The sequence below is a fragment of the Sporosarcina sp. FSL K6-5500 genome (assembly GCF_038005665.1).
GTDB classification, from domain to species: domain Bacteria; phylum Bacillota; class Bacilli; order Bacillales_A; family Planococcaceae; genus Sporosarcina; species Sporosarcina psychrophila.
Window position 1 is genome coordinate 4,211,513 of record NZ_JBBOTP010000001.1, and the last position, 23,020, is coordinate 4,234,532.

Genomic DNA, 23,020 nt, shown 5'->3' on the forward strand with positions numbered 1-23,020 from the left:
ACGCAAACACTTTAACTTAAAGGGTTTAGCGTTAACTCTTTAACTTTATTACCGTCAACAAGAATACACTGGATTCTCATTACTTGCAACCATTCATTAACCCACCGAAAAACTGAGAATAGTCTCTTCCAGCTATTTTCGGTGTGACAGGATCATTTCAACCATTTCTTCCGGTATTTTGGGTGTTGCTACTTTCTTCATATTCCCGATCAAACTGTCTTTCTCATCTACAAAAGATGCGAATTCTTCGGATAGTGGGCGTAGCTCCACATCTTCCTCTTTCAATACATGTGCGAGTCCGAGCGATTTAAAATGATTGGCATTCAAAATCTGATCCCCTCTGCTTTTTGCAGCAGAAAGTGGAATAAGCAGCATCGGTTTACGTAATGCCAGTAATTCAAAGATTGCATTTGATCCAGCTCTAGAAACCGCAAAATCAGACGCCGCTAATAAATGTGGTAACCCTTCTGTTACGTATTCAAATTGTGTATAGCCGGGTGTACCTTCAAGCGTTTCATCTAGATTCCCTTTCCCGCAAAGATGAATAATATCGAAATCATGCAAAATGGCAGGTAAATCTTTTCGAACAGCATCGTTGAGTATTGAGGAACCCTGACTTCCGCCCATTATAATTTGGACAGGTTTCTCACCTGACAGGCCGGCAATGCGCAAGCCTTCTTCCCGAGTGCCATTGAACAACTCGGGTCTGATGATTGCACCGGAGCAAGTCGCTTTGCCAGCGGGTACATAATTTAGGGTTTGTTCGAACACTGTAAAAATATGATTTGAAAAAGGTAAAGCCATTTTATTCGCAAGTCCTGGCGTTACGTCAGATTCGTGAATGACAACAGGTACTTTCGCCATTTTCGCCGCCAAGACGACAGGCACTGATACGAAACCGCCTTTGGAGAAAATTATTTCTGGTTTGACTTTCCTAATAACCGCTAACGCTTGTAGAACCCCCGCACCAACACGGAACGGATCTGTAAAGTTTTTCATAGAGAAATAGCGCCGCAGTTTACCACTTTGAATGGGATGATAGACAACTTCAGGATAACCATCGCCAATCAGTTCTTTTTCAATCCCTCGATGCGACCCAATGTAATGAATTTCATACCCTTTTTCGCTAAACACAGGGATAAGCGCTTCATTCACGGACACGTGTCCTGCCGTGCCGCCCCCTGTCAATAATATAACCGGCCGTTTCATGGGCCATTCACCTCTTCTATATTAAGAAATATATTGTAACTTAACTTTACCTCATTGCCATTATAGCAAAGGAGTCATGATATAATGATGTTTAATTGAAGAATAAAGGGTGATTAATTTGGAAACTGCAGTTCCACTGAAGAAAAAGCCGTTCAGATTGGCAACAATCGTCTTGCCAATCCTCGTTACACAAGTCGCTCTGTATATGATGACGTTCTTCGATATTCTTATGACAGGGCGATATGATACATACCATCTTGCCGGAGTTACTATTGGATCTTCTTTCTGGGTACCCGTTTATACAGGGCTTGCTGGAATTTTAATGGGGCTTACACCGATCATCGCTCAATACATCGGAGCACGCCTCCACGCGGAAGTCCGACCTTCCGTTCAACAAGGCCTTTACGTATCGGTCGCACTGGCTGCAATCGTCTTTGCCATTATTCTATTCGCAGTTGCACCTATACTAGAAGCAATGCCGCTCGAGGCTGAAGTACGCATTGTAGCAGCGGACTATTTGACAGGAATGAGTTTCGGCCTATTTCCCCTCTTTGCCTACACAGTGCTACGCTCATTTTTTGATGCGCTTGGAGCGACACGCGTTTCGATGTTCATCATTTTATTGTCTGCCCCTATTAACATCTTCATAAACTATTTGCTTATTTACGGGAATTGGGGCTTTCCTGAACTTGGCGGAGCTGGGGCCGGATATGCATCCGGTATAACGTATTGGCTCGTATTCTTCATTGCTTGTTCTGTCGCGTGGAAGCATAAGCCCTTTAAGGAATACGCACTTTTCAAAGGATGGGAAAAGATTTCATTTAAAAAATGGAAAGTGATTTTATTCATTGGTGTGCCAATCGGGATTTCAATTTTTGTAGAGACAAGTATCTTTTCCGCCGTCACACTGATGATGAGTAACTATTCAACGGCTGTAATTTCCGCACACCAGATTGCGCTTAACTTCACTTCGTTGTTGTATATGTTGCCGCTAAGCATTTCGATGGGGGCGACAATACTTGTCGGTCAGGCCGTCGGTGCAGGACAGATGCGCGATGCTAAACAGTACAGTTATCTTGGTGTCGGGCTTGCCGTTGCGTTTAGCTTTGTGTCAATTGCTATTCTTCTCGTTTTCAGGGCGCCAATTGCTTCGCTTTATACAACAGACGGACAGATTATCGGATTGGCAACTCAGTTCTTCATCTACGCTGCACTGTTCCAATTATCTGATGCAATTCAGGCTCCGGTCCAAGGCGCCTTACGAGGCTATAAGGACGTCAATATGACATTCGTCATGGCGATTGTCTCCTATTGGGTCCTTGGTTTACCCATTGGTTATATGATGGCAACGTTTACTGAACTCGGACCATATGGCTACTGGGTTGGCCTTATTGCCGGATTGACAGTTGGCGCGATTACACTGACTGTACGGTTAATCTATATTCAAAAAAAGAAATTTATATAAACACTAAAACCCGTAATGCAGTATGCATTGCGGGTTTTCACTAATTTAATATACCGGTTCTTAAAATCTCAGTTTTCACCTTGACACTAATGGGCAGTTCGGAAAATGTGTCATTCCAATCCCCTTTTTCCCAAAGTGCGGGATGGAATGCACGGACTGGTCGGCCGAACCCTATAGCATCACTGTTAGCTGCTTGTAGTTTTTTAATCACTTTAGTAAAATCCTTTGTTAATTCCTTTGATAAGAAATCCTCAACTTCCTTTATTGTTTTCTTTTCATCTAGACTGTCATGCGGAAATTCCTCAACGGAAATTTTTAATTCATAGGTCGCATCGATCTTGTTATCTGAAATTTCCCAGTCCTTATTAATTCTTATCACCTCAACTGTAAGTGGACTCTCTGCCTTACCACTTTTCCACATATAAGAAAGCCGTGTATATTTGCCCTGTTTATTTCTTAACAAATTGAAAAGGACCGATTCCTCTTTATCTAAATTTTCTCCAGTATATTCCCTTTTATTAAACAACGCAGTACCGGCAATTTCGGGTATACCGCTTTCTTTCCCAATTTTAATATAGGGAAGTGCCAGAGATATATCTTTTTCAAAAAGTAGTCTACATACTTGTTGAATATCCACTTTAGGGACCAATGTATATCGGACCGCAGTATCAATCAGCTCTGAGTAATACATTGAAATATCATTCCCTAGATTCTCGTGCTGTTCAAAATAGGGAGCCAGTTCCCCTTCGACAATTGCCAAATGAGCGCTAAGTCGATTGCGTGGAGCTCTGTATAACGCATCGATATACTTATATAAGTCAGATTTGGCTGATTCCTCCGTTATAAGCAACACTTGAAGTTCAGCTATATCGAGCCCTTCCGTCGTATTCGTGTCGTTTTTCGCGTCAAGAACAGTGGCACCACTTCCTGTGATTGTTGTATAACTTATAGACCCATCTTCAAATATCGGAAACGCAAATTGCGCCTTGATCTTCCCCGGCTGACCTTCAACCCCAAAAAGAGATACATTGGTTACATCCTTATAATGTTTTTCATCCCAGCAGCCGCTTAATAACAATGAACAGACCAATAGGATTAGTAATCTCTTCATTTCCTTTTCCTCCTGTTCACGAGTATGACTATAGTTGGAACAACAATTATGAAAAACAAATGGAAATAGACGAGTGAATTTTGAATCATATCAACACGTTCTTTCGAATTTAAGAACAGCGGTAATATGACGAGCAGGATATGAAAAATAATCGTATTTCTTTTCCGGTGACCTTTCGCATGTAGCTGATGCACGTACATTGTAGTAAAGGCAAAAAGGGATATCGTGATGATACTCCACATCATCCACATATAAATGAAAAATAAATCAAGCCGTTCTACAAACGAGAAAGTTTGCGATTTCAAAATATACATGATTGGCTCAGGAATCCTTTCTATTTCCTTTAGTGGGAAATAGAGAAGGGTTATCAAGACCGTACTGAAAAAAAAGAACATCCATAGCATTTGATATATGAACAGTGGTAAGCCTTTAATTTTTTGTGTGCTATCTACATGCTTCCTAAAAAATAAAAACAGTTCAATACCAATGAATGTAAACTGCGAAGCGAGAATCCCTTTTAACAAATCTGAACCATCTATTTTAGCTACAGGGAATAAATTCGTCCATACGAATTCTGGCCATGCGAGTAACAAGACAAAGTAAAAGATCGGTATCAGTGGGACGAGGATGACTGTTAGATTAATGACGGTTTCGGAACGACTTAAGTTTGCATACAACGATACGCCTACCATGATTGAAATGACGACAATCTGGGGTGTTTCAGGGAATGCCCATACCGCAAGCGTATAATCAATATAAGCAATGAAGGAGACGATAATAAGGAGCCAATAGCCTTTATATAGCCAAGATACAATCGGACCTGGCGTGAAGAATATATAATTCCTTTCATATAACAACAACAAAACATAATGAAAAATGCCTACTCCGATGAAAATAATCCATGCATCACGCCCTGTTACATTGATGAATGGCGTTTGAAAGGATAGAAAAACAGTGCCTGTTTGTATAACAAACAGAAATAAAAAAAACTGGGTTCTTGACAATTTAAACGTCAACGTCCACCACCTTCTTTATTTGCACCATGCGTAAACGTTTTCTGTTGTTTTTTAAGACGAACATATGGTGACCTGAAGAAAGCATCTTTAAATTTCGACGGATCAAAAGGAACGATAGGCGTAAAATAGGGCTGTTTCAATGATGATACATTCATCAGATGGATGAAAAGCACAAGTGTACCAATTGCTATGCCGAAGAAGCCAAACAGCGAAGCGGCAAGCATAAATGGAAAACGAATAATTCGGATTGTCATATTCATTTCCCAAGAGGGAATGACAAAACTCGAAATGGCTGTCATCGCCACGACGATTACCATGAAATTCGATACGAGACCAGCATCAACAATTGCATTACCAATAACCAGACCACCGACAATCCCTATCGTTTGCCCAATTGGGGTGGGGAGACGGATAGCTGACTCCCGAATGAGCTCGATAAACAATTCTAAAATGAGCGCTTCATAAATAGGTCGATACGGAATTGCATTCACCGCCAGCTTCACTTGTTTACCTAATTCCAGTGGAATGATTTCAGAATGAAAACCGATGACAGCTATATAAAATGCAGGTAAAAAAATGGCCGTCACAAAACTTAATATGCGAAGAATCCGATAAAATGAACCCACTAGAACACGTGCATTATAATCATCTGGAGACTCATAAAAGGAAAAAAAATTGACCGGTGCTATCAGTGCGGTTGGAGAATTGTTCGAAAAAATCGCTATTTTCCCTTCCAGCAAATTTGCAACAACACGATCAGGTCGTTCCGTATTGAGAAATTGTGGAAACGGCGACCAAACGGAATCTTCTAAGTAATCCTCTATTTGACCTGTACTAATAACTTTATCCGACTTAATGTTCTCCAATCGTCTTTTCACATCGGCAACGACATTTTCATCCGCTATTGAGTCAATATATATATAATTAACAAGGGTTTGAGTATCATTCCCGATCCTCAGTGAATGGACGACGAGATCTGGAATCGCAAGCCGTTTGCGAATCAAGGACATATTTGCATCAAATCCCTCGACGAACCCTTCGTGCGGACCGCGGATAACATGTTCATTTTCCGGTTCGTTAGGGCTGCGAACAGTAAACTTCGGCATCATGATTTGCAATAACAAATTTGTTTCAGGAAAAATAACGGCTACGAAACCTGAACTAATACTATGGGTAAGCATAGAAACGGAAAAAGCATGAACAGACGAGATTGCAGTTTTTCCCCAATCGGCAAGTCCGTCCGCTGCCCTTTTCCTGATTAGTTCAAGCTGTCGGTTCACTTCTGCCCCTTCAGTCATTGTAGTGAAATAACAAATGACAGCTGGACCATTCTGCCACTCCATTTCTTCAACATATAAATCGGAAGAATTATGAAATACCTTTTTTATGTATAAAATCAAACTGTCAGTCGATACAATGTCCCCCATCATGCTCACCTCCTAAGAAGAGTTTGAGCATGCCAGAAAACTTTTAAACATTTACTTGGAGAAATCCGTTTATAAGTACGACGGTTTAAGACAGTATGTACACGAAAAAATAGCAGAAAAAAAGCTATCTTCCAAACCGAATTAGTATCAGTCTGGAGGATAGCTTTTAACTTCTCTTATTTTTGAATGAACTGTTGTGTCCAGTAGTTGCCGTTTTTGTCATAGCCGATGCCGATGTGTGTGAATCCAGGCGTTAAGATATTTTGTCTATGTCCTGGCGATTCCATCCATCCTTTTACAACTTCCTCAGCCGTACGTTGCCCCATAGCAATATTTTCCGCTGCCGATTTATACGTTATACCATTAGACTTCATTTGATCAAACGGTGAGCCGTATGTCGGGCTTGTATGTGAAAAGTATCCTTTTGAAGCCATATCTGTTGATTTTTGTCGTGCAGAGTTCATCAACTTCGCATCTGTTTGTAACGGTTGAAGACCTGCTTTTTGTCTTTCAACATTTGTAAGGTCAAGTACTGCTTTTTCAATCGCAGAAACAGATGCATCTGATGTTGTTTCAGCAGGTTTAACTGGTGCTACTTCCGCAGGTTTTTCCGGTGCTGGCTTAACCGGTGGAGTTGCTTCCGGTTTTGGTGTCGGTACTGGCTTAGTCGTAGCTGGTTTTTCTACCGGCTTGACTGTAACTGGCTTATTCACCGGTTTCTTGATTGGGTTGACTGTAACTGGCTTATTTACATGTTTGTCAACAACCACTATATTTTTTGTATAAGACTTCGCTAAACTGTAAAGTTGCTCAAAATTTATATTTTTTTCAAGCAATACTTTATACATATCGGGTTGTTTGTCCCCCCCTATGTAACTTTGAATGTACTGTTGTGCTTTTTGCACCTGTACATTGTTGTCCAATTGTGAAGCTTCTACATTATTGTTGTTCGGCAGTAAGAGCGCCGAACCGAGCATGAGTACTGCAATCGATTTTTTCATCTCATTACTCCTCCCTTCGCAATCTATCATAACGCGTGGGAGATTTAGAATATCGGGTTTCTTTTCCAGTTCATCCAGTTCTTAAATAAATACCCTAGCAAAGGACCTCATATTCTATGGAAATGGATAAGTCTGGTCAACTATCTTTAATTTTCATCTAAAAAGGGGTTGACGGCCTTATAATTCAACGTTTCGATCCCTTCCCCGATGATTACAATACGGGCTTCCATCTTGACATATTCGGGGAGCCAGTTGACCATCCCATACGCATATTGAAATAAAAACGGATTTTTATAACCGCTAATAGGTACATAACCTTTCATCCGATAAACTGTATCAGGAAGGGATTTCACCCAATTCTCGAAATCTTCTTTCGTAACACTCTCAGTGAATGTAAGGAGTTTTGAAGAAAGCGGTAAGCCTTTTCCTGATATGATTTGCTTATCAGTCCCTTTTTTCGATGAACTTAAGGTTTTCTCAATGAAGGAGAATGCAACTTTTGCGCCCACCGTTTGTATAATTGGAGCAGATTCATTGAAACTCGATAGTTCAAATGTTACTTTCGCTACTTCCTCTTCAGTTAGAAGATCGACTTTATTCGCCAGTAGTAAATGAGCATGCCGAATTTGCTCCATGAATAAAGCGCGTACTTGCGGAGATAGCTTATCGCGTTCCAGCCAACGCTTCGAATCGGCAACCGTTACAATTCCTTTTATGTTAAGCCGGTCTGCGAATAAAGGTGAGTAAATAGCGTCTAGTGCTTCCACGGGGTGTGCAGCACCCGTTGTTTCTATTAAGATGACATCGATATCATCGTTTTCTTCAAGCAGTCCCTGAAGCTGTGCCTCTGTTTTCTCTGAACCTGTACAACAGATACATCCATCTAGCAGTTCTTTAAGCGGAACTTCAGCTCCCCCTTCTACAGTATTTGAATCGAAAGGCAATGCTCCAAATTCATTCATTAATACAGCCGGTTTTTTTCCTTGTTCTTTCAATTGTGCAATTGTATGAAGTAACAGTGACGTTTTACCGCTTCCTAGAAAACCACTAAATAAGTAAACATCAATCATATGTACGCCTCTTTTCATTTTATTAGAAAAAGTCATAGCATCCTATCGGATTAGAACACGATGGACTAGATGGGTTGAAATAAAGAATTCCCTAGAATCCGCTTCAGCGCGAGGGGGTGTCTCTCGCCCTAAAACTAGCTAGATTAGCACTATCTTAGGGCTGGGCTCCCCATGAAAAACCCTTCGTTCAGCTTATATAGACATTTAAAAAAGCGTCCGGCCGGATTAGGACTGGACGCTTTTTAGTTATTTCCCTACTTTTTCAAGCAGAACTTCTTTTGCTTTCATAAGCTGTGGATCGTCTTCTTGAATTTTCGTCCGAAGTTTTTCCATCAGACCGTAAGTTGTTTCTCCTAAGAGAATACCGTTCGTGTCCAGCGCTAAATCTTTTTGCAGCTTTTTGACAGCCTGAGTTGTTTTTTCATCAAACATGCCATCAATTTCACCTGGTTCATACCCAACGGCTTTAAGCATTTCTTCCGCTGATTTAATGGAAGGTGAAAGCATGCCCACTTTCATTTCTATTGTTGGATCAAGAAACGGAAGCATTGCATAAGATGGATACGGCACTTCAATATCGGGCTTAATTCCTTCTTTATGAACCCAATTGCCATCAGGCGTCAGCCATTTTGCTGTAGTTAGTTTTAAATTCGAGCCGTCAGGAAGATTTTTAGGTGATTGAACTGTTCCTTTACCGAATGTTTTCACACCAATAAGTGGCACATTGGCAGATTCTTTTAACGCACCTGCCAGTATTTCTGATGCCGAGGCACTACCGTCATCGATGACGAGCGTAACCGGAACTCCTATTTTTCTTTTTCCAGAGGCTGTAAAAATTTCTGGTTGTATACCTTTTTCTTTATACTGGAAAATGTTCTTTCCATTTTCCAAAAACAGATCGGATATTTTGATGGCTATGTCGAGTCTACCGCCTGGATTTTGGCGTACATCGACAACTAACCCTTTCATTCCTTTAGCTTCCATCTCATCAAGGGCAACAAGCAACTCATCGTATGTTCCTTCCGAGAAGCTTGTGAGGTGAATATGTGCAATTCCATCGTCAAGCATTTCAGCATAGACTGTTTCAATCGGTATAACGTCACGTTTGATTTTTACGTCTACTGGCTCAACTGCTTCTCCACGTTTAATGCTTAAAGTGACAGTTGTCCCTTTTTCTCCTCTAATTAGAAGAACCGCTTCTGATGATGACATTCCCTGTATACTTTCACCATCGACCGCAATGATGGTATCGTTCGGTAATATCCCTGCACGTTCTGCGGGTGAATTTTTGATTGGAGAAACAACGTTGATGTATCCGTTTTTCTCTTGAATTTCAGCACCAATTCCTTCGAAACTTGACGAAATACTCTCGTTTAATTGTCGAGCTTCCTTCTGATTTAAATAATCGGAATACGGATCTCCTAGTGCATCAATCATCCCATTGATGGCACCATCGATGACAGCTGTTTCATCGATATCTTCGAAGTAATTCCCTTTCATTTCATCATAGGCATTATATAACTTTTCAAATTCTTTTCGGTCCTTTAGCGATTGCTTTTGTGGACTCACAACTTCGACAACTTTATCATCACCTGTTGTTAACACGAAAAACGTTATGGCGGCAGTGGCCAGTACAAGTCCGAATACAAGCATGACAAAAGAGAACGGTTTTAATTTTATATATCGGTTTGCCGGCGGTTGACTATTTGGTTCAATTTCTTGTCCGTGGCCATTATTCTCTTCCATCCCATTCCCCACTCTCTACTATTAATACAAAATTCAATTCAATCTTATCCAGCAGTAATGGCTTAGTGGCCCAACATCCTATGGACCTCCGAGCGGCTAGCGCCTGGAGCTAGATACTATTCTAAGTCAAAAAACTAATACTTTCTTACCTGCTAAAAAAGGACCGCTGTATAGTGGGCGGTCCTACTTCACGATTATTCCTGAATTGCTGCTTCGAGCGCCACTTCAATCATGTCGTTGAATGTTGTTTGGCGCTCTTCTGATGATGTCGCCTCACCTGTTAAGAGGTGATCGCTCACAGTAAGAATTGCCAGTGCTTGGCGGCCAAATTTCGCAGCAAGTGTATACAAAGCTGCAGCTTCCATTTCAACAGCTAGGACGCCATACTGAGCCCATTTTTCATGTTGTGCATATTCATTATAGAAAACGTCTTCTGTAAATACATTTCCGACCTTCAAATCAAGCCCCTTTTTAAGCCCAGCATTATACGATTTCAAAAGAAGATCGAAGTTTGCAGTCGGTGCATAGCTGATACCATTGAATATGATTTCGTTCATTTTAGAATCGGTCGAAGCACTTTGTGCGAGAATAACGTCACGTACATGAACGTCTTTCTGAATCGCACCACAAGTTCCGACACGGATTAGTTTTTGCACGTCGTATTCTTGCATCAATTCCGTTACATAAATAGAAATGGATGGAACACCCATACCTGTCCCTTGAACAGAAATTCGTTTTCCTTTGTATGTTCCCGTATAGCCGAACATATTCCGGACTTCGTTATATAGTGTTACATCTTCCAGAAATGTTTCGGCAATGTATTTTGCACGAAGCGGGTCGCCTGGAAGTAAAATCGTATCCGCGATGTCACCTTTTTTTGCATTGATATGTATACTCATACTAAATAGCCTCGCTTTCAAATTTTCTTTTTTAATCATACATTCAACTAATCCATTATGCAAAGAAGATGCAGGTGCAACTTATAAAAATCTCTCTTCATATAATAGAAACAATTCATCGAAAACGACGGATGGCATTTTAGCATCCGCCTTTTCTTCGATATATCGCGATAATGGGTCAAAAGATTTTTCTTCTTTTGGAAAACTCGAATCCTTAAACATATATTCCGCAAACGTTGATTTTAAATCATCCATCGCCCCACCACGGAAGGATAGGGCGAATCGATAAAAGGACCGATCCATCCGTTCATCTCCCTTCTCAGCTTCAATCAATTAAAATAGTTTCGAGTACTCTCCGAAGCCTTCTTTTTCAAGGTTGTCAATGGATACAAAGCGGAGTGCAGCTGAATTGATGCAATAACGCAATCCGTCTTCACCCGGTCCATCCGGAAATACATGACCGAGATGTGAATCCGCGGTTTTACTGCGCACTTCTACTCGTTTCATGCCGTGGGTTATGTCTGTTTTTTCTATTACTTCCATTGATTCAATCGGTTTCGTAAAGCTTGGCCATCCACAACCAGCATCATATTTATCTTTTGAACTAAAAAGTGGTTTTCCTGAAACGATATCGACATAAATCCCATCTTCATAATGGCTGTCGAATTCATTTCGAAACGGTGGTTCAGTCCCATTTTCCTGTGTGACGTGGTACTGTATTTCGGTTAATTTCTTCTTCAATTCTTCTGTCATGATTCTTCACCCCAGTTGTCAGATTTGAATCGTTCACGGCCAGAGCCAGTTGCATATCTATTATAATGTGTCGGGTTTTTCATGTAATAATCTTGATGTCCTTCTTCAGCCGCGTAAAATGGCTTCGCAGGTATAATATCCGTTGCGATGGGTTTGTCAAACTTCCCAGAAGCATCTAGTTCAGCCTTTGTTTGCTCAGCGAGTTGTAGTTGTTCAGGTGTATGATAAAAAATGGCTGTCTGATAGGATTCACCCCGGTCAAAAAACTGTCCACCCGAATCAGTTGGGTCAATCTGTCTCCAAAAGATGTCAATCAGTTCGCGATAAGAAATAACTTCATCCTCAAAAGTAATTTGAATTGCTTCACGATGACCGGTCGCATTCGTACAAACCAGTTCATAAGACGGATTTTCGACATCGCCGCCCGTATAGCCAGAAATGACTGAATGGACACCTTCATATCGGTCAAACGGTTTCACCATACACCAAAAACAACCTCCTGCAAATGTGGCCAATGCTTTCGCCATTTTAAAACCTCCCTATTCTTTTGGAATTATAATTTCCAAGATAATCTCATCATCCGCCAAGTTAAATGTTTTTGCTTTTACTTGTAAATCACCTGATAACGGGATTGCAGAGAGATCGATGAACAGTTCTTCCTCCTTAGGACGAACAATCATCCAAGGGGGAAGCTTCACAGAATCCCTTAGTACTTTTAAAACAGTCGCAGGCGGGATGTTCAATTGTCCGATTTCCATCGACGATTGTTTTAATATTAGATTACCGTCTTCTCTAACAATTGGGTCAAAATGCATAATAACCGGCAATGTATAGGAAAACACCGTCATTTCTGAAAACAAGACCACATCATCTTCAACTTTCATCGTAACCGGAAGCGGCTCACCTTTTACTGCTTTTCGTATAAATGTGTTTGCAATACCTTCAAAATCTTCTTTTGTCGCCCTCACTGTTAAAACATGGTCCGCTTGATTCGAAACTTTCATTTCAGGAAGCGGAACCGACTCGGCGGAAGATCCAATAAGTACTATAACAGCTGCAAATGCTGCCGCAATAAGTCCTGCAAGTACAAAAAAACTAATTTTCCATCGATTCATGCGATCAGCTCCTACATTTCCAATTCCCCGTCCGATAGTTTTTGCAAGCCACATTCTTTCAGCTTTTCAAGGTAACGTTCCGCCATTGAGTCATAGCCCTTTGCATTCGGATGAAAGAAATCGGTGTGGTACACCATGTCTGTATTTGAATCAAACAAGTCCACAACTGGTACAAAGCATGACCTTCCGTCCATCATGGCACGAACTTCAATCGCTTCATTCCAGTCAGCAATAATATCTTCAAATTCATTTGTTTCATCCGTCACAATTGAAAACGGATTATAAAGACCTGCTACAATAATGATCGCATCGCCATTCAAGTCTCGGATAATACTAAATAATTCATCGAGCCTGTTTTCAAACTTACCGAGTTCAACGTAAAATGGTTCCGTCTGCAAATTGAATAGATTGGACTTAACGACTTTCATAATATCGTTTCCACCAATTGTTAAAAAGATTAAATCTGCCGTTTTCACAGAAGATTGAACTTCAGGGTCTAACAGTTTGTCAATGAGCTGGTCACTTCTTCGACCCCGCTTTGCCAAATTGGCCGCATCGACATCCTTAACCCCTTTCCATTCATCCATCTTGTTAGTTACTCGGCCAAAATAACCTTCTTTTTTCAGCTCATCCCCGACACCCTGGGTCAGTGAATCACCTAAACCAATCACATGGATATTTTTAGGAATGAAGTACCCTGGGATTGCCCACTCAGTAAATGCAATCTCTTGTCGATCAGAAAATGCACCTGTTTTTTCGATTAGCGTTTGTTGACAGCCGGACAAAAATAATGAGAAGGCGACCACAATCAGAAATACTCTTCTCATACGTAGAGTTCCCCTTTTCTTCAATAAAGAATCATTTATTAATCTGCGTAATACATAAAACCTATCGCTCCCTCACCAGTATGCGTACTGATGATTGGAGCAGTAAATGTAAGTTTCACATCTTTTATGCCCGAGTCTTGTATCATTTTCTTCAATGGTTCACCCATTTTCAAACCATTGGCGTGTGAAATGCCGACTCCTCGAATAATCTTGCCAGCAGTCTCTTCTTTGAAAACTTTGAATAGATGGGCTACAACTTGTTTGTGACTGCGTGCTTTTGCGACGGGTGTATAGACGCCATCCTGCAAAGTCGCAATCGGTTTTATATTCAACAAGGAACCAATCATTGCTTTCCCTTTTCCGATACGGCCGCCTTTCACCAGATTATCAAGTGAATCGACAACAACGAAAAGCGTTGTATTATTACGGATTGAGTTCAACCGTTCAACGATCTCAGTAACTGACTTTCCTTGCTCGGCCAATTTCGCCGCTTCCATTACCTGAAACATCAACGCATGTGAGATGAACATCGAATCAATGACAGTAACTTTGGAATCCGTCATTTCAGCGGCTGCCTGTGCAGATTTCACAGTACCACTCATGCCACCAGTCATATGTATGGAGATGATTTCACTGCCATCCTCACCCAGCTTGTCATATAACTCCTTGAAAACACCTGCTGCCGGTTGGGAGCTTTTAGGCAATTCCTCAGAACTTCTCATCATAGTTAGAAATTCTTCGGGTTGTATATCTACACCATCGATATACGTTTTGCCATCAATTTGGATGGTTAGTGGAACAACATGTAGGCCATATTTTAGAATGTCCTCTTCTTTTAAATCGGCAGTTGAATCCGTGACGATATGGACTTTTTTCATAATGCGCACTCCCCTCGATTAGTAGCAGTTCTCAATAAATTTTAGTATAGTAAAAGGTAAGGAGGTTAAAATCATGACTGTTGCATTTGATTTTAAAAATGGACGAGAAGAGTTGTGGAATGCGATCACTCACGGTATCGCACTACTTCTCAGTATACCCGCCCTTGTGTTTTTAGTACTTGACGCTGTTCGGCATGGCACAGCGATGCATGTGGTCAGCTACACCATTTTCGGTTTTTCTATGCTTCTCTTATTCCTTATGAGCACACTGTTGCATAGCATGCCAATAAAATTCAAACACTTGTTTTCCATACTGGATCACTCAGCCATCTATATTCTGATTGCAGGAACCTATACGCCGTTTCTCCTTGTCACTGTAAAAGGAGTTCTAGGCTGGACACTGCTCAGTATCGTCTGGGGTCTGGCCATTGCAGGTATTCTATTCAAAGTTTTTTTCATTCATCGTTTTGAATTTGTTTCGCTTATCTTTTACATTGTTATGGGCTGGCTTATACTAATAGCCATCAAACCATTATACACCCATTTAACACTCGCTGGTTTCGCGCTACTCGTTATAGGCGGTCTATTGTATACGTTTGGTTCGATTTTCTATGCGTGGAGAAAGATCCCGTACAACCATGCAATTTGGCATGTGTTTGTTATTGCGGGCAGTGCCTCAATGTATTTCTGCGTCCTCTTATATACATGAGGACGTTTTTTATTTGTCTTGACTCCAGTGCAAAACCTCTAGTCGCATCCGCTTTAGTTATTCCTTTTCGTACATGAGAAATGAATACGGAATTTCATCTTCTGTAATGTGTTCTTGCGAAGACGATATGAGTTTCCATTCAGGGCCATATGAAGGGAAAAAAGTATCCCCTTCGTATTGTTTTTGAATATACGTAATGTAGAGGCGATCCGCTATTACTAGTGCCGCATGGAATATTTCCGCACCACCGATAATCATCACTTCATCTGCATACTCTTCTGCTCTTGCAATCGCATCATTTAGATTGTGTACGACAACAGCACCCTCAGCTGTATATGCTTCATTTCGTGTAACGATAATGCTAAGCCGCCCAGGTAAAGGTCTACCGATTGACTCAAACGTTTTACGTCCCATTACCATCGCTTTTCCCATAGACATCTTTTTAAAGTAAGCAAGGTCCTCTGGAATATGCCAAGGCAAATCGTTGTTCATACCAATGACCCGGTTCGGATCATGGGCTACAAGTAGTGAAATCATGGAAATCCACCTTTCTTTAGACAGCAATTGGTGCTTTGATTTTTGGATGTGGTTCATAATTTTCAAGTTCGATGTCTTGCGTTTCTAATTCAAAAATCGATTTGCCTTCAATATTCAATTTTAATGTCGGAAGAGTTCTCGGTTCCCGAGTCAATTGCTCATTCACTTGATTGACATGATTCGCGTAAATATGAGCATCCCCCAATGTATGGACGAATTCGCCAACACCAAGTTCGCATTCATGTGCAATCAAATGAACCAGAAGTGCATAGGATGCAATATTAAATGGTACGCCAAGGAAGATGTCCGCACTTCGCTGGTAAAGCTGGCATGATAGCTTTCCATCTGCTACATAAAATTGGAACAACGCATGACACGGTGGTAAAGCCATATCTTCGACTTCAGAAGGGTTCCATGCAGTAACAATATGCCTGCGGGAATCGGGATTGTTTTTGATGCCTTCAATTAAATTGGCAATTTGATCAATCGATTGTTCTCCATTTGACCATGATCGCCACTGTTTACCATATACCGGTCCAAGATCTGCGTATGTCGCAGCAAATTCTTCATCTTCCACTACGCGTTTTTTGAATGCATCCATTTCAACTTTATAGACAGCCGCAAATTCTGGTTCTTTTGCAGCGCGACGTCCGAAGTCTCTCATATCTGGACCACTATATTCGGAACTTGTCACCCATTGTTCAAAAGCCCATTCATCCCAGATAGGATTTCGATCTTCAATAAGCGTTTTGACATTCGTATCGCCTTTTAAGAACCATAACAATTCAGATGAAATAAGACGGAAAGCCGTTTTTTTCGTTGTCATAAGGGGAAATCCTTCATTTAAATCGAAGCGCATCTGATAACCAAAGACACTGATTGTCCCTGTCCCTGTGCGATCTTCTTTTTTTTCACCTGTTTCAAGAACGTGTTTACATAATTCTAAATACTGTTTCATTAAAAAGCCTCCTTGCGCTAGTGTTCAGTATATCAAATAAGATCTAGCTATCATAATAAAAAACACAGCGCTGGCGTGGTTATTCTAAATAACCATGTCAGAACTGTGTTTTTCGTCATTGATAACGAGAAGACTCTTGGATTACCCCATTGTTCATTACACTTATATGAATATTTACTCAAGTAAACTTCTAGCACAAACTAAACCCCTTTACCATTTGAGAACTCCAATGGTAAAGGGGTTTTAAAAAATCACATTGGGATGCCTAGATGGCTATATTTTAATAACCCAAGCCTCTGCCTTTTTCAGTCATTTTGTGAGCAAGACGAATAATTGAAACTGCCAATTCTGCGTATGTCGCTTCTCTATCAGGATTAAATTGGTTTTGTTCTGTCTTTAACAACCCTAATGAGTTCGCCAAGGCAACATGACCAATGTATTCTGTTTGGACTTTATTTGCATCAGCAAAACTAAGTTTATAAATACTATTATCTTTAGCTGCTTGTTCAAGTCCTAGAACGCGTATATACCAAGCTGCTAATTCATCCCTTTTGATTGGAGAATCAAGTGAAAAACTTTGACTATCCGGCTTAATAATGCCCATTTCAACTGCCCGTTCAATCGATTGATATAACGGATGTTTCGGGTCTATATTCTCAAAAGTTTGGTTTTTGTTTTCTTTTTCAGAATAATAACCACCGTAATAAATATAAGTGAGTGAATTCATGATGACTTTTAGTGCTTCTCCTTTTGATACTGAGGCATCCCCATTAAAGTCTTTACTATCTTTTATCTCTAAGACTTTAGCATTGATAAGATAATTAAGTTCCTCTTCTGCCCAAGGATGTGAAATAACAGATGAATTTTTCTCACCAAACAGACTATTCCATTCTCCCGTGTTGGCATTTAAATAACTAAACGGATTTTCGTTAAATACAGGTAAATATACTAAATCATAATGATTTTCGTCTTCACTTTTCTCTTGTTTCATATAGGTAAGTTTTAGACTAAGTGCCTTTTTCAATAGAACTATTGCTTCTTCCTCAGAAATCACTTTATTAATCGTTGGCCATTGTTCAACTTCTTGATAATTGACATTAATGCTATTTAAGGAGCCATCAGCTGCTATGCCAACATTAATTTGATCACCTATCACAACAATGCCATTCTTAATTCTAGGGAAATTGAATTGATAGGCACCTAGTCTCTCTTCAAAATAGGGTTCTTCTACAGGCATAGCATAGTTGTGCAGAGAGGAAGGAGCCCATTCTTTCACATATTTTACTGCTTGCGCAAGGGCTTCCTTACTAGAAAGAGAGTCCTTTTTATTAGGTTTCTCTCCAATTTGCTCTAAAATCTGGCTTGTTATATCATTATATTGAATAATTTCTCCGGTATTTTTACTTATTTCCATACTTGTTCCGTGTCCGCCATTCTCATAATTATACATGTACTGAATACTAATTACTGCCTGTCCATTATAGTTTTCTATCTCATCGATAGATTGAATACTTAATTTAACCTTTTCAGAATTAATTTTAAGGAATTGCTCTGCAATTTTCTTTGCACCCTCTAAAGTCATTCCATCTTGTTTTGGCGGTAGTGGGTTAGCTATAACCTTTACAATCTTTGTCTCCTCAGGTAAATCTGCTGAGTACCCGTTTGCAGTTAACCACTTACCTGAAGAAGCATGAACTCCACGCAACTTTGTTGTTGGTTGGTAAACAAGTTGAACACTGCGATCACCCGTTTGATAATCATGATTAATTTGATATTGCAAATCGACTGAAAGATTTCCTTTTACTTTCTCTAAAGTTTCATTTTTATCTTTTATTTGTTTTATATCATCATAAGTTGATGAGTCCAACTTCTTAGAATCTCTGTAAAAATTAACGACTTCACCATTTCCAAGAACAGATACTTCTATTCTTTGATCAGAAATGGATATTTGATTTTTAGTACGAGAAAATGAGAATGAGTACCGAATTGGTTCTGTTAATATTTGTTGTGGAAAGTAGTTGAAGGGATCTGTTTCTAATTGATAATTCTCTCCATCAATAAATTTCCCAACAAAATCAACTGCTATTTTTCTAGCCTCTTCCTTTGAGGTCTTTGCGGGAAATAACGCTTCTGCTTCATTAGACGGTTGATAGTAAAATTGCTCAATTTCTAATTCCTCTCCAACAAATACAACACTACCATATAACTGCTTACCATTAATTGTTTTAGTGAACACTAAATCATAACGTAACTTATCGTCATTAGGATAAAAGTGACTGCCACCCATTTGAAAATCACTTTTCGTTAAGAAGTCAAACCGATTAGGAAAAAACTCATTAAACCTCTTTATTAAATCGTCTTTTGTGAAAACTGTTTCTGTTAAAGCAACTTGAATTTGTACTTTTCCAGGCTGCCCACTCACTGTGGTTGAAGCACCGGCAACAGACGCAAACATTCCAAAAGATAAAGCAGAAGAGCTTAATACAATACCAATTTTCTTTAAATTAACCAATATAACCCTCCTAATATCAGTAGTCCCTAAATCGTACATCTAACTCCATTAATTGTTAATTAATTCCGCATTTCATTTACTCTTTATTAAAATATCCCTACACTTCTTTAAACAGTACCGAAGTTTCAGGAGTAATTAACCATTATTAAAATAATATCTGAACAATTCCCCCCTTTGCGCACAGCTTGTATTAAAATTATTCAATCCTCCATTTCTATTGTTGATTTTAAACAATTAAATTTATTTTATGATTGCTACTAATATAATATACCTATTTTTCCCACCTATTTGACAATTAGAATGACCCAGGTATGCAATAGTGTACTTCTTATTCTTAGTTGCGGGATATGATTGGTCCTGGATGTTATATGATCGGTTGGCTACGGGGTATGATTGGTCCCAGTGTTATATGATCGGTTGGCTGCGAGGTATGATCGGTCCCGGCGTTATATGATCGGTTGGCTGCGGGACGTGATTGTTCATATACTATTCTCGTCAAAAATCAAAAAAAACATCTGAGATTTACCAATAAATCTAAAGGCGATAAGAGACTATTTATTAGAAGGTATTGTAATTAATTTTCTACAAGTACTACTCTTATGTAACTGTTCAAGATCATTATTGAACTGTTAGTGGAACTGGTTTTGAATGCTTAAAGGGGATTGACATCAGAAAGTTGAATCATTCTTGTAATGATTTTTCGAGGTTGTGCTAGAAGGCCAGACTATGAAACAGTAGATTAGGTAATAAATATTAAGTATGTTTGCACCAATTGAAAAAGATGCTTGAGTACAAGATAACCAAATCAGAAAGATCGACTTCCCTGATAAGCAATCGACCTTTTAAGCTTAAATGCTACATGCGTGTAATAGTAGACATCACATCCGTTATGGGAGCTGCTGGAGTATTTTTTATTAAGAATTATATCCAAAAGAAATTATAAAAATCAATGAAAATAACGAAAAGATTATTAATAATCCGAAAATTATTATTGTTAGTGTAGCTAACGATTTAGGGATGTTGACACGTTTTTTCCAAATGGAACCTATTATTAATAAGCTTAGAAGCATTATGATTATAAAAATAGAAATAAATACATAACTTTGTTAAATTATAATCCATAGGTCCATTTTACATCTCCTTTGTCTCAAAATTCTTGAATGTCTTTGATCAGGATTAAAAGCCATGATTTCACATCTTGAATAGTCCTACTTCTGTGTAAATAATATTTATGAAATAAGATCTGCTCATCAATAGAAGGAATTTTAGGTGGCTATCTATAATCCCGCGACTAATACTATTTGTTTAACAAAAATATACTCCTCGTCCACCAAATATCCATCACTTTAGATGGAACATACAAATCATTAGATATTGTTTCTACTAATTAAGTTTTCGTAGAATAGCTACAAAGTTCAATTAATGTTCCATCAGTTGAGGCGGGATTAATATAAATGAGTCTTCTTCCACGTGCATTAGTACGTAATGTGTCCTCTAGAAAACGAACTCCATTTTCACTTGCCTCGAGTATTGCTTTGTCCAAATCGTCAACTCGATATGCAATATGATGCACTCCTTTTCCCCGTTGCTTTATAAACCTAGCCATTGGAGAGTTCTTGTTGGTTGGTGCGAGTAATTCAATTACTTTATCATTAGTTCTGACAACAGCAACGTGCACTTCAACGCCAGGTGTATCACTTGTATAACGGTCCTCTACTAATCCATTTAACACTTTAAGATAAAAGGGAAGAGCATCATCAATACTTCTAACAGCTATTCCAACATGATCTAAAACATATTCCAATTTACTTCCTCCGTTCAATATTATTATCCTTAATAAAGACTTATTCTATTTAAGTTGAATTTATTATCATCCAAGTTTAATAAATTTCTATTATAATTATTTGGGCACTAGTTTTAATATAAATTGAAATCCCCTTCTAATCCCACATTTAATTATACTGTATCTTTACTGGAAGAAGTAAAGATACAGTATAATTGTCCGAGTAATGCACTCATTAGTTTAAGTGCACCAATTCACATACTTAGTTGAATTCACTTAGAAGTTACAATTTGTTTCAAACTCATTTTCATTAAAACATCCCGATTCCTTAGTTACTATGCCAAGGAATCGGGATATTAATCTCAATATTTTCAATTACTAGCAAACATTTCCGTATTGCACTCTTAAATTATCTATATGAATCATGACTTGGATGAAACAAGTCTTCCTTTGCATTTCTCACAATTGAAAAGTGTTCAACATTGTAATGACCATGAAGTGTTTCATTATGGTGCTTTATTATTTGTTCTGCACTAAAAAAACCACTGTCTGTTGTTGAATGGGCATCACCAACTAATGTAACATCAAAACCATTAATAGTTGCTGTTCTGACTGCACTATCTATACAGTGTTGTGTTTTACAACCCATAATAACAATATGTTCAACCTCTTGCAATCTTAAATGATTGAGAAGTCCTGTCCCATAGAAGGAGTTAGTTGCAGTCTTATCGAAAAACTTTGTATCAGTAGGCACATTAATTTCATCGTGAACTTGAAACCCTTTACCTTTACCTTCAGCAACATCTAAATCCCTAACAAAGACAACTGGAACATCAGATTCCCATGCTTTTTCGATCAGAACATTTATATTCCTAATAAGTTGCTCTTTATTAAAAACTGCACTTTCTACTTGATTCCCATCAATTAATTCTTGTTGAGCATCAATAATTAACACTGCTTGATTCAAATGTTTTTCCCCTTTCAAGTGTCAGGTAACGCAATAAAATAAATTTATTTAGACGTATACCTCTTAGTATTTTTTTGTTATTAGTCATAATATCTACTCTTGAATTAGCTTTCAAAATCCTTAGATGATTTAATTTTAGCACAATTTCTTTTAATGATAAATGGATGATTTTCACACACTTATGAGCTTATACGGACAGATTGAAACGGAAGTGATTAACATCACACGCAGCTACCAATCCACAAAACAAATTATCGAATTTACACGCAGACTGGTACCTAACGGATTATCCCTTTCGAACGCGACGGCGAGCTACCCGCGCTGACACAATTGCTCGATCACACAGAACTCCACCGCAACATCGCATCAAAAGTCGTGGATTTACGAGATCTTGGCTATAATAGTATTGCCATAATATGCAAATCAGCTAAGGATAGTTAAAGTGCATATGAAGCCCTGTCTAACATTAATGAAATTATGCTCTTGAAGAACGGCTCCATTGAATATGAAAAAGGAGTTATTGTCATACCGTCGTATTTATCCAAAGGTATCGAATTCGACGCTGTCATCATTTATGACGCATCTGAGCTAGTATATGGTGATGAGACCCTGCGTAGAGTTTTTTACACAGCCTGCACCAGGGCTATGCATTTTTTACAGCTATACAGTGTAGGTAAACCGAGCCCATTCTTGCGAAACGTTTTGCAAGAAAATTTTATCCAAGCTTGAATTAGTCGTAATTTTAACGATAAACACTTTGGGCAATTAACAGCCCCACAACTTAATTGCCGAATTTAAAAATGTACATTTTCTCGTCTTCAAGGGTAACCTGTACATCTTCAAGATGTTCGTTCAAAAAAGCTAATCACTCATTTACATTTTCTGTTTTACCTTGTTTCACTCGATATCGCGTGTACTCAATATTCACTGTGAATCTTTCCTTCCTATTAGTGGGTCCATATTAGGTTTACTATATTTTAACGGAACTAACCTTATCTCCTTCTACAACTATAAAAGTACGCCTCTACTTATTGTAG

The 23,020-nt window shown here is 39.0% G+C and carries 21 protein-coding genes and 1 pseudogene; 3 read left to right on the plus strand and 19 right to left on the minus strand.

Annotation, left to right across the window (positions count from 1 at the left end; all coding sequences use genetic code 11):
- Positions 1–132: 132 nt before the first annotated feature.
- Positions 133–1,209: an undecaprenyldiphospho-muramoylpentapeptide beta-N-acetylglucosaminyltransferase gene (locus MKX62_RS20130; RefSeq protein WP_187044959.1), complete on the minus strand. Its 1,077-nt coding sequence runs from the start codon at positions 1,207–1,209 to the stop codon at positions 133–135.
- A gap of 118 nt (positions 1,210–1,327) precedes the next feature.
- Here MKX62_RS20130 and MKX62_RS20135 point away from each other — a divergent pair, with 118 nt between their 5' ends.
- On the plus strand, positions 1,328–2,674 hold the full coding sequence (locus MKX62_RS20135; RefSeq protein ID WP_067209744.1) for an MATE family efflux transporter: 1,347 nt from the start codon (positions 1,328–1,330) through the stop codon (positions 2,672–2,674).
- Between the two features lie 40 nt (positions 2,675–2,714).
- Here the strand turns inward: MKX62_RS20135 and MKX62_RS20140 are convergent, their stop codons facing one another.
- From MKX62_RS20140 to MKX62_RS20200, 13 genes are all read right to left on the minus strand, one after another.
- Positions 2,715–3,785, minus strand: coding sequence for a Ger(x)C family spore germination protein (locus tag MKX62_RS20140; protein WP_340742163.1), 1,071 nt, complete (start codon positions 3,783–3,785; stop codon positions 2,715–2,717).
- A complete protein-coding gene (locus MKX62_RS20145; RefSeq protein ID WP_340742164.1) occupies positions 3,782–4,801 on the minus strand; it encodes a GerAB/ArcD/ProY family transporter in 1,020 nt (339 codons plus the stop codon). The genes MKX62_RS20140 and MKX62_RS20145 overlap by 4 nt, the downstream gene beginning before the upstream one ends.
- Positions 4,798–6,228 (minus strand): spore germination protein, encoded by a 1,431-nt coding sequence (locus MKX62_RS20150; protein ID WP_340742165.1) that lies wholly within the window; start codon positions 6,226–6,228, stop codon positions 4,798–4,800. The genes MKX62_RS20145 and MKX62_RS20150 overlap by 4 nt, the downstream gene beginning before the upstream one ends.
- Positions 6,229–6,404: 176 nt before the next feature.
- Complete coding sequence (locus MKX62_RS20155; RefSeq protein ID WP_340742166.1) at positions 6,405–7,229, minus strand: CAP domain-containing protein; 825 nt, start codon at positions 7,227–7,229, stop codon at positions 6,405–6,407.
- A 146-nt stretch (positions 7,230–7,375) separates the two neighbouring features.
- Positions 7,376–8,299 (minus strand): CobW family GTP-binding protein, encoded by a 924-nt coding sequence (locus MKX62_RS20160; protein WP_067209754.1) that lies wholly within the window; start codon positions 8,297–8,299, stop codon positions 7,376–7,378.
- A gap of 246 nt (positions 8,300–8,545) precedes the next feature.
- Positions 8,546–10,045 carry a lmo1851 family serine protease gene (locus tag MKX62_RS20165; protein WP_067209755.1) on the minus strand — a complete coding sequence of 500 codons (1,500 nt, stop codon included), beginning with the start codon at positions 10,043–10,045 and terminating at the stop codon, positions 8,546–8,548.
- Positions 10,046–10,239: 194 nt separating this feature from the next.
- Positions 10,240–10,944, minus strand: a complete 705-nt coding sequence (deoD, locus tag MKX62_RS20170) for a purine-nucleoside phosphorylase (protein ID WP_067213956.1) — start codon at positions 10,942–10,944, stop codon at positions 10,240–10,242.
- Positions 10,945–11,025: 81 nt separating this feature from the next.
- Positions 11,026–11,247, minus strand: coding sequence for a YozE family protein (locus tag MKX62_RS20175; RefSeq protein ID WP_067213957.1), 222 nt, complete (start codon positions 11,245–11,247; stop codon positions 11,026–11,028).
- Positions 11,248–11,277: 30 nt separating this feature from the next.
- Complete coding sequence (gene msrB / locus MKX62_RS20180) at positions 11,278–11,697, minus strand: peptide-methionine (R)-S-oxide reductase MsrB (protein WP_067209758.1); 420 nt, start codon at positions 11,695–11,697, stop codon at positions 11,278–11,280.
- Positions 11,694–12,224, minus strand: a complete 531-nt coding sequence (gene msrA / locus MKX62_RS20185) for a peptide-methionine (S)-S-oxide reductase MsrA (protein ID WP_067209761.1) — start codon at positions 12,222–12,224, stop codon at positions 11,694–11,696. Before msrA ends, msrB begins: the two co-directional genes overlap by 4 nt.
- 12 nt (positions 12,225–12,236) lie before the next feature.
- On the minus strand, positions 12,237–12,812 hold the full coding sequence (locus MKX62_RS20190) for a YpmS family protein (RefSeq protein WP_067209763.1): 576 nt from the start codon (positions 12,810–12,812) through the stop codon (positions 12,237–12,239).
- A gap of 11 nt (positions 12,813–12,823) precedes the next feature.
- Complete coding sequence (locus MKX62_RS20195; protein WP_067209766.1) at positions 12,824–13,639, minus strand: GDSL-type esterase/lipase family protein; 816 nt, start codon at positions 13,637–13,639, stop codon at positions 12,824–12,826.
- Between the two features lie 38 nt (positions 13,640–13,677).
- Positions 13,678–14,517 (minus strand): DegV family protein, encoded by an 840-nt coding sequence (locus MKX62_RS20200; RefSeq protein WP_340742167.1) that lies wholly within the window; start codon positions 14,515–14,517, stop codon positions 13,678–13,680.
- 73 nt (positions 14,518–14,590) lie between these two features.
- On the opposite strand from MKX62_RS20200, the gene trhA reads away from it, so the two are divergent.
- Positions 14,591–15,226 (plus strand): PAQR family membrane homeostasis protein TrhA, encoded by a 636-nt coding sequence (gene trhA, locus MKX62_RS20205; RefSeq protein ID WP_338656500.1) that lies wholly within the window; start codon positions 14,591–14,593, stop codon positions 15,224–15,226.
- Positions 15,227–15,283: 57 nt separating this feature from the next.
- On the opposite strand, the gene MKX62_RS20210 is transcribed toward trhA, so the two are convergent.
- From MKX62_RS20210 to MKX62_RS20230, 5 genes are all read right to left on the minus strand, one after another.
- Positions 15,284–15,763 (minus strand): dihydrofolate reductase, encoded by a 480-nt coding sequence (locus MKX62_RS20210; protein ID WP_187044971.1) that lies wholly within the window; start codon positions 15,761–15,763, stop codon positions 15,284–15,286.
- Positions 15,764–15,779: 16 nt separating this feature from the next.
- The gene (locus MKX62_RS20215; protein ID WP_067209777.1) at positions 15,780–16,721 is read right to left on the minus strand and encodes a thymidylate synthase; all 942 of its coding nucleotides are present in this window, start codon (positions 16,719–16,721) and stop codon (positions 15,780–15,782) included.
- A gap of 280 nt (positions 16,722–17,001) precedes the next feature.
- Positions 17,002–19,233, minus strand: coding sequence for a YcdB/YcdC domain-containing protein (locus tag MKX62_RS20220; protein ID WP_338656499.1), 2,232 nt, complete (start codon positions 19,231–19,233; stop codon positions 17,002–17,004).
- A 1,387-nt stretch (positions 19,234–20,620) separates the two neighbouring features.
- Positions 20,621–21,037, minus strand: coding sequence for a VOC family protein (locus tag MKX62_RS20225; protein ID WP_338656498.1), 417 nt, complete (start codon positions 21,035–21,037; stop codon positions 20,621–20,623).
- Between the two features lie 388 nt (positions 21,038–21,425).
- Positions 21,426–21,983 (minus strand): cysteine hydrolase family protein, encoded by a 558-nt coding sequence (locus MKX62_RS20230; protein WP_340742168.1) that lies wholly within the window; start codon positions 21,981–21,983, stop codon positions 21,426–21,428.
- A 166-nt stretch (positions 21,984–22,149) separates the two neighbouring features.
- Here MKX62_RS20230 and MKX62_RS20235 point away from each other — a divergent pair.
- Positions 22,150–22,712, plus strand: a pseudogene (locus MKX62_RS20235) (ATP-binding domain-containing protein); the annotation flags it as partial.
- Positions 22,713–23,020 lie beyond the last annotated feature (308 nt).